The sequence below is a fragment of the Bradyrhizobium yuanmingense genome, from assembly GCF_029167105.1.
Lineage (GTDB): Bacteria > Pseudomonadota > Alphaproteobacteria > Rhizobiales > Xanthobacteraceae > Bradyrhizobium > Bradyrhizobium yuanmingense_A.
Genome location: NZ_JARFML010000024.1, coordinates 119,578 through 125,989 on the forward strand (window position 1 = coordinate 119,578; position 6,412 = coordinate 125,989).

The 6,412-nt window shown below is 67.9% G+C and carries 4 protein-coding genes and 1 pseudogene; all 5 read right to left on the minus strand.

The genetic code is table 11. The annotated features are described in order from the left end of the window. Window positions 1–24: 24 nt before the first annotated feature. On the minus strand, window positions 25–585 hold the full coding sequence (locus P0R31_RS27645) for a LemA family protein (protein ID WP_275517556.1): 561 nt from the start codon (window positions 583–585) through the stop codon (window positions 25–27). Window positions 586–723: 138 nt separating this feature from the next. Then, window positions 724–1,701 (minus strand): small ribosomal subunit Rsm22 family protein, encoded by a 978-nt coding sequence (locus P0R31_RS27650; RefSeq protein ID WP_275517557.1) that lies wholly within the window; start codon window positions 1,699–1,701, stop codon window positions 724–726. A gap of 111 nt (window positions 1,702–1,812) precedes the next feature. Then, complete coding sequence (smc, locus tag P0R31_RS27655) at window positions 1,813–5,277, minus strand: chromosome segregation protein SMC (protein ID WP_275517558.1); 3,465 nt, start codon at window positions 5,275–5,277, stop codon at window positions 1,813–1,815. 216 nt (window positions 5,278–5,493) lie between these two features. Further along, window positions 5,494–6,165: a DsbA family protein gene (locus tag P0R31_RS27660; RefSeq protein WP_275517560.1), complete on the minus strand. Its 672-nt coding sequence runs from the start codon at window positions 6,163–6,165 to the stop codon at window positions 5,494–5,496. Between the two features lie 139 nt (window positions 6,166–6,304). Next, window positions 6,305–6,412 (minus strand): annotated as a pseudogene (locus P0R31_RS27665) (DUF721 domain-containing protein); the annotation flags it as partial.

The following is a 6,412-nucleotide window of genomic DNA, read 5'->3' on the forward strand; positions in this document are numbered from 1 at the left end:
AGAAACAATGGGCATGTCAGACAATCAGAACTTCACCTGCGGCACGGTCTCGACCTCGGTGCGGCTGGCGCCGAGATCGAAGAAGTCCTTCTTGGTGAAGCCGAACATGCCGGCGAACAGAGCGGCCGGCAGCTGCTGGATGCCGGTATTGTATTCCTGCACCGCGTTGTTGAAGAAGCGACGGCTCGCCGCGATCTTGTTTTCGAGGTCGGAGAGCTCGGACGCGAGCTGCTGGAAATTGGCGTTGGCCTTGAGGTCGGGATAGGCCTCCGACAGCGCGATCAGCCGGCCGAGCGCGCCGGAGAGCTGGGTCTCGGCCGCGGACACCTGCGCCGGGCCCTGCGCCGACATCGCCGAATTGCGCGCCTTGATGACGTCGTCGAGCGTGCCGCGCTCGTGCGAGGCATAGCCCTTCACGGTCTCGACCAGGTTCGGGATCAGGTCGTGGCGCTGCTTGAGCTGCACGTCGATGTCGGCAAAGGCCTGGCCGACGCGCTGGCTCAGCGCCACCAGGCGGTTGTAGGCGCTGAAAGCGATCAGCGCGAGGACGACGAGGACGCCGAGAACGATCCAGCCGGTCGACATGGAGAACTCCTGAAGAGGGAAGAAGGCGGGCGCTAGGGTAGACGAAATTAACGCAGGATGAGAGCCCGGCGCGGAGGGAAGGTAAGACTTGGTCGGATCAGGAACGGCCCGAGTTCAAGGCAGGCACGGCCAGCGAAATTAACTTTCGGACATGACGGCATCGCCCCAGCGCCAGCGCCGGGCCTCGGCATAAGCTGCCTTGTCCCGCCGCGGGACTTTTGCCGGCGCAACCCCAGCCTCCGTGCAAAGCTTGGCCGCGATCTCGGCCTTGCCGATGTCCGGCGGTGCCAGCACGCGCGCGGCGCGGCTCGCGGGCGGGGTGCGGGTCAGGGCGACGTAGATGAAGCGCTCGTCCTCGAACGGCACCTCGGCGCCTTTGATCTGCCGGTGCGCCTGCGAGCGCGGCAGGCGCTGGCTGAAATGGCACCAGTCGGGCGCGATGAGCGGGCACGGCTTTTCGTGCGGGCAGGGCGCAGCGACGAAGGCGCCAGCTGCGATCAGCTGCTGCCGCACGGCGAGGATGCGGGCATAGCCGGCGGGCGTGCCGGGCTCGATCACCACCAGCGCGTGGCGCGCCCTGGCCCACATGGCTTCCGCGAGCTTGCGCTGATCGGCCTCGTTGAGCTCGCCGATAATGTAGCTGGCGATGACGAGATCGGCCTGTGAGACCTCGGCGAGGTTGCCGCCGGCATCGCCGGGCAGATAACGGCACTCCGCCAATCGCGAGCTGCCGTGTGCCAGTTCGAGCGCGAGCCGGCTCAGCGTGGCGTTGGCATCGAGCAGGGTAAAATCCTGTAGCGACGGAAAGGCTTCCGCGGCGGCCCAGCTGGCGGTGCCCGGACCGGCGCCGACGTCGAGCAATGTTTCGGGGGCGAGATCAGGCGCGATCTCGGTGAGCGCATTGAGGCTGGCCGCCACTGCCGCGTAGGTCGCGGGCATGCGCGCCAACGCATAAGCGAGCGCGTCGGCGTCCGACTTGATCGCGCCGGAGGTGCCGCCGGCCCGATACGTAGTCGAGATCCTCTGCGAGCGCTGGGCCGCGTCGCTGCGGGAGAAGCCCTGCAGCTTGCCGTCGAGGGCGGCTTTCAGTTCGGCGGGAAGGGTGGGGGAGATCATCGACACCCTCACGTCATTCCGGGGCGCGCGAAGCGCGAACCCGGAATCCAGAGATTGTCGCGCGAGATTCCGGGTTCTCGCTGCGCGAGCCCCGGAATGACGCCACAGGCGTCACGCCACGTTCTGGTCGAGGATGTCCACCGCCTCTTGCAGGCTCACCGACACCAGCTGCGAGACACCGCGCTCGGCCATGGTGACGCCGAACAGCCGGTTCATCCGCGCCATCGTGATCGGGTTGTGCGTGATGATGATGAAGCGCGTGTCGGTCGAGCCGGTCATCTCGTGGAGGAGGTTGCAGTACCGTTCGACGTTGTGGTCGTCGAGCGGCGCATCGACTTCGTCCAGCACGCAGATCGGCGACGGGTTGGTGAGGAACACCGCGAAGATCAGTGCCATCGCGGTCAGCGCCTGCTCGCCGCCCGAGAGCAGCGACAGCGTCTGCGGCTTCTTGCCCGGCGGCTTGGCGATGATCTCGAGGCCGGCTTCCAAGGGGTCGTCGCTCTCGATCAGGTGCAGCGCGGCTTCGCCGCCGCCGAACAGCTCGACGAACAGGCGCTTGAAGTGGTCGTTGACGACGTCGAACGAGGTCAGCAGCCGCTCGCGAGCCTCCTTGTTGAGGCTCTGGATACCCTGGCGCAGCCGCTTGATGGCCTCGACCAGGTCGTCGCGCTCGGTGACGAGACCGGTGTGCTGGGTCTCGACCTCGCGCAGCTCTTCCTCGGCGCGCAGATTGACGGCGCCGAGGCGCTCGCGGTCGCGGCGCATCTTCTCGAGATCTTCCTCGATCTCGTGCAGCGGCGGCAGCTCGGCGCCGGGCTCGATCTCGGCAAGGCCGGCGACGGCCTGCGGCTCGACCTCGAGCATGTCGCGGATCTCGCGTTCGATGTCCTCGAGCCGGCGGCGGGCGCCTTCCATGCGCTCCTCGGCGCGGGCGGTGGCCTCGCGGGCGCTGGAGAGCGCCTCGAGCGTCAGCTTGGCGACACGGTCGGTCTCGGCCATCGCGGTTTCCGCGCTGGCGAGCGCATCGGCGGCCATGCGGCGGTCGTTCTCGGCGTATTCGATCTCGGTGATCAGCGCGCTGCGCTTTTCGGCGAACACGGCCGGGGCGTTTTCGAGCTCGCTGCGCTCGATGGTGAGCTCGGCGATGCGGGCCTGGATGGTGTCGATGTGGGAGGCCGCGCTCTCCTTGCGGTTCTGCCACTCGGTCCGCTCGGCGAGGATCGCCTGTACGCGCCGGTCGGCGAGCTCGGCCTCGCGTGCCAGCGCCTGCGCCTCGGCGCGAACCTGGGCGGCCATGCGGCGGCGGCCTTCGATGTCGCTGCGGACGGCGGCGAGCTGGGTTTCGGTGTCTTCGCTCGACGGCAGCTCGCCGATGCCTGCCTGGGCGTATTCGTAGGCGGCCTCGGCTTCGGCGCGATCGGCGGCGAGCCGGCTGTGCGCTTCCGACAGCGTCGCCTTGCGCGCGGCATGGCGGCTGATCTCGCGCTCGGCATTGGCGTGGCGCTCGCGCGCGACGTTGAGCTCGCGCTGGGCGCCGCGCCAGGCTTCGCGGCTGGCGCCTTCGGTGCTCGCCGCCATCTGCAGCTCGGCTTCCGCGTTCTCCAGCGCCTGGCGCTTGATCTGCGCGTCGATGCGGGCCTGCTCCAGCTCGTTCTCGATGTCGACGAGGCGGGCGCGCTCGGCCAGGCGCCGCGCGGCGCCGGTCGGTGCGTGCGCCGCGGCGACGAAGCCGTCCCAGCGCCAGACGTCGCCCTCGGGCGAGACCAGCCGCTGGCCGGTCTTGAGCTGCGACACCAGCTCGGCGCCGCGCTCGCGTGGCACCACTCCGATCTGAGCGAGGCGGCGCGCCAGCTCGGCCGGCGCCTGCACATGGTTGGAGAGCGGAACGGCGCCTTCGGGCAGCTCCGGATCACCCTCGGTGTGTCCGACATTGGTCCAACGCATCGGCGCCGACGGATCGATCGGCGCATCGAGATCGTCGCCGAGTGCCGCGCCGATCGCCTTTTCAAAGCCCTTGTCGACGGTGATGCCGTCGATGATCGGCGGCCACAAATTCTTGGTCTCGCCGTTGACGATCTTGGAGATCGTGCGCGCCTCGGTCTCGAGCCGCTGCACGCGCTTGTCGGCCTCGACCAGCGGCGAGCGCGAGGATTCCAGCGTCTGGCGTGCCGCGACATGCGCCGCTTCGCTCGCCTGCGCCGCAGCTTCGGAGGCGGCCAGCGTCTCTTCCGCGGTCTCGACCAGCGCGGTCAGCTCGTCGAGATCGCCGAAGCCGCCGGTATCGGCGGCAAGCTTCTGCTCTTCCGCCGCGACGCTCGCGATCTCCTGATCGAGCCGGGCGAGCTTGTCGCGGTGGGTGCGGACGTTGGCCTCGAGCTGGTTGCGCTTCGCCGTGAGGTCGGCGAGCGCAGTGGTGAGCTCGGCGAAGCGCTGCTCGGTTTCGGTCAGCACCGCCTCGGCCTCGGCGACGCGCTCGTCGACGCCGGAGCGCTTCTCGACGCGCGACTTGATCTCTTCCTTCAGCTCGGCATCTTCGGCGTCGAGCCGCTGCAGCGCGACGTCGGCGTCCATGGTTTGTTGCTGAGCGCGGGAGATGTCGCCCTCGAACTGGGCGAGGCGGCGCTCGAGCTCAGCAACGCGCTCCTTGGCGCGCTCTTCCTCGCGGTCGAGCTGCTCGCGGGCATTGGTCAGGCGCTGCAGGCCGGCCGCGGCGCGCGCTTCGGCATCGCGCAGCGCCGGCATCTCGGCGGCGCGGATCGCCTGGATGCGGGCGGCTTCGGCTTGGTGCTGGGTGCGCTCGGCCATCTCGCGCACGGCGAGATCATGGGTCTGGCCGGATTCGTTGACGTCGGCATGGGCACCGATCCAGCGCAGATGGAACAGCGTGGCTTCGGCCTTGCGGACCTTGGCCGCAACCTCGCGGTAACGCACGGCCTGGCGGGCCTGCTTCTTCAGGCCCTCCATCTGGCCGGAGAGCTGGCCGATCACATCCTCGACGCGGGTGAGGTTGGTTTCGGCGGCCTTCAGCCGCAGCTCGGCCTCGTGGCGGCGGGCATGCAGGCCGGCGACGCCCGCGGCATCTTCCAGCACGCGGCGGCGCTGCTCGGGCTTGGCCTGGATGATCTCGCCGATCTTGCCCTGGTGGACGAGGGCGGGCGAGCGCGCGCCGGTGGCGGCGTCCGCGAACAGGATTTGCACGTCGCGGGCGCGCACGTCGCGGCCGTTGATGCGATAGACCGAGCCGGCCTCGCGCTCGATGCGGCGGGAGATTTCCAGGATCTGGCTGTCGTTCATCGCCGCCGGCGCGGTGCGATCGGCATTGTCGATCGTCATCGTCACTTCGGCATGGTTGCGCGCCGGACGGTTGCCGGAGCCGGCGAAGATCACCGCATCCATGTCGGCGGCGCGCAAGCTCTTGTAGGAGGTCTCGCCCATCGCCCAGCGCAGCGCCTCGACGAGATTCGACTTGCCGCAGCCGTTGGGGCCGACCACGCCGGTCAGGCCGGGCTCGATGACGAAGTCCGTGGGCTCAACGAAGGACTTGAAGCCGTGAAGGCGCAGGCGGGTGATTTTCATAAGCACGCATCTCTGTTGGCAGGCGCGAATCCCCCTGCCGGACAATACCATGGAAGGCAATGTCGCTATCCGGGCGAGTCGCGCGAGGCGCCTCATGCGGCTGGACAATGGCCGCGGTGCGCCGCGAGGGCAACCGGCGAAAGCCGCTTTTCCCAAGGGATTTATGCCGGGAAAGATACGGCTTTCGAGATGCGAATCAGGATCTTGACGAGCGAATCAGCTCTTCAGCAACGGGTTGATCTTCTTGGCGAACTCCTCGAACGAGGTGTCGCCCTTGATCTTCTCGCCGTTGATGAAGAAGGTCGGCGTCGAATCCACCTTGAGCACGTCGCTCGCGTATTTCTGGTCGGCGGCGATCTTGTCGAGCAGCGCCTGATCCTTCAGGCAGGCCTCGACCTGCTGCTGGGTGAGGCCGGCCTGCTTGCCGATCCGCGTCAGGGTCTCGGTGGTGTTCTTCATCACCCAATCGTTCTGCTGGCGGAACAGCATGTCGGTGACCGCGAAGTATTTCGGCGCGTCGTCCTTGGCGATGCAGCGCGACAGCATCGAGCCGGCAGCGGCTTTGATGTCGAGCGGGAACTCGCGGAAGATGTAACGCACCTTGCCGGTGTCGATGTATTCCGTCTTGATCTTCGGGAACACCTGCTCGTTGAAGGCCGCGCAGTGCGGGCACGTCATCGAGGCGTATTCGGTGATGGTGACGGCGGCATCCTTCGGGCCGAGCGCCATGTCGGGCAGCGACACCGGCTTGGCGACATCGGCGGCCGACTGCGCCATTGCTTCAGGGATCATGGCGTCCGAGATGAGCCGCAGCGGCGAGAGCCCGGCGAACGCGGCAAGCCCGGTCAGCGACAGCATCGTGGTGAAGGCGCGGCGGGTGATGATCAAGGTCGGCTCCCGGGATTGGCAAGGTTCGCCCAAAGGACGGGTCAAGGTTCCCCCTCGGACGGCCTGTCGCTAGCTTGAAACGTCGTTTGAGGCAATGGCGGGCCGCAAGAACGGGTCCAGTTTGGCTGCGGAATGAGGCTCAATTTCGCTTGATGGCGGCCCCGAGGCGCGCCAGCGCGGTCTTCAGTTCTTCATCTTCGATGTCGGTCAGGTTCTCCGCCACCTTTGCGACGGCCTTGGGGTCGGG

Coding starts and splice junctions, on each gene's coding strand:
- smc (WP_275517558.1), bottom strand. CDS start 5,277: ATGAAAATCACCCGCCTGCGCCTTCACGGCTTCAAGTCCTTCGTTGAG.
- P0R31_RS27650 (WP_275517557.1), bottom strand. CDS start 1,701: ATGATCTCCCCCACCCTTCCCGCCGAACTGAAAGCCGCCCTCGACGGC.
- P0R31_RS27645 (WP_275517556.1), bottom strand. CDS start 585: ATGTCGACCGGCTGGATCGTTCTCGGCGTCCTCGTCGTCCTCGCGCTG.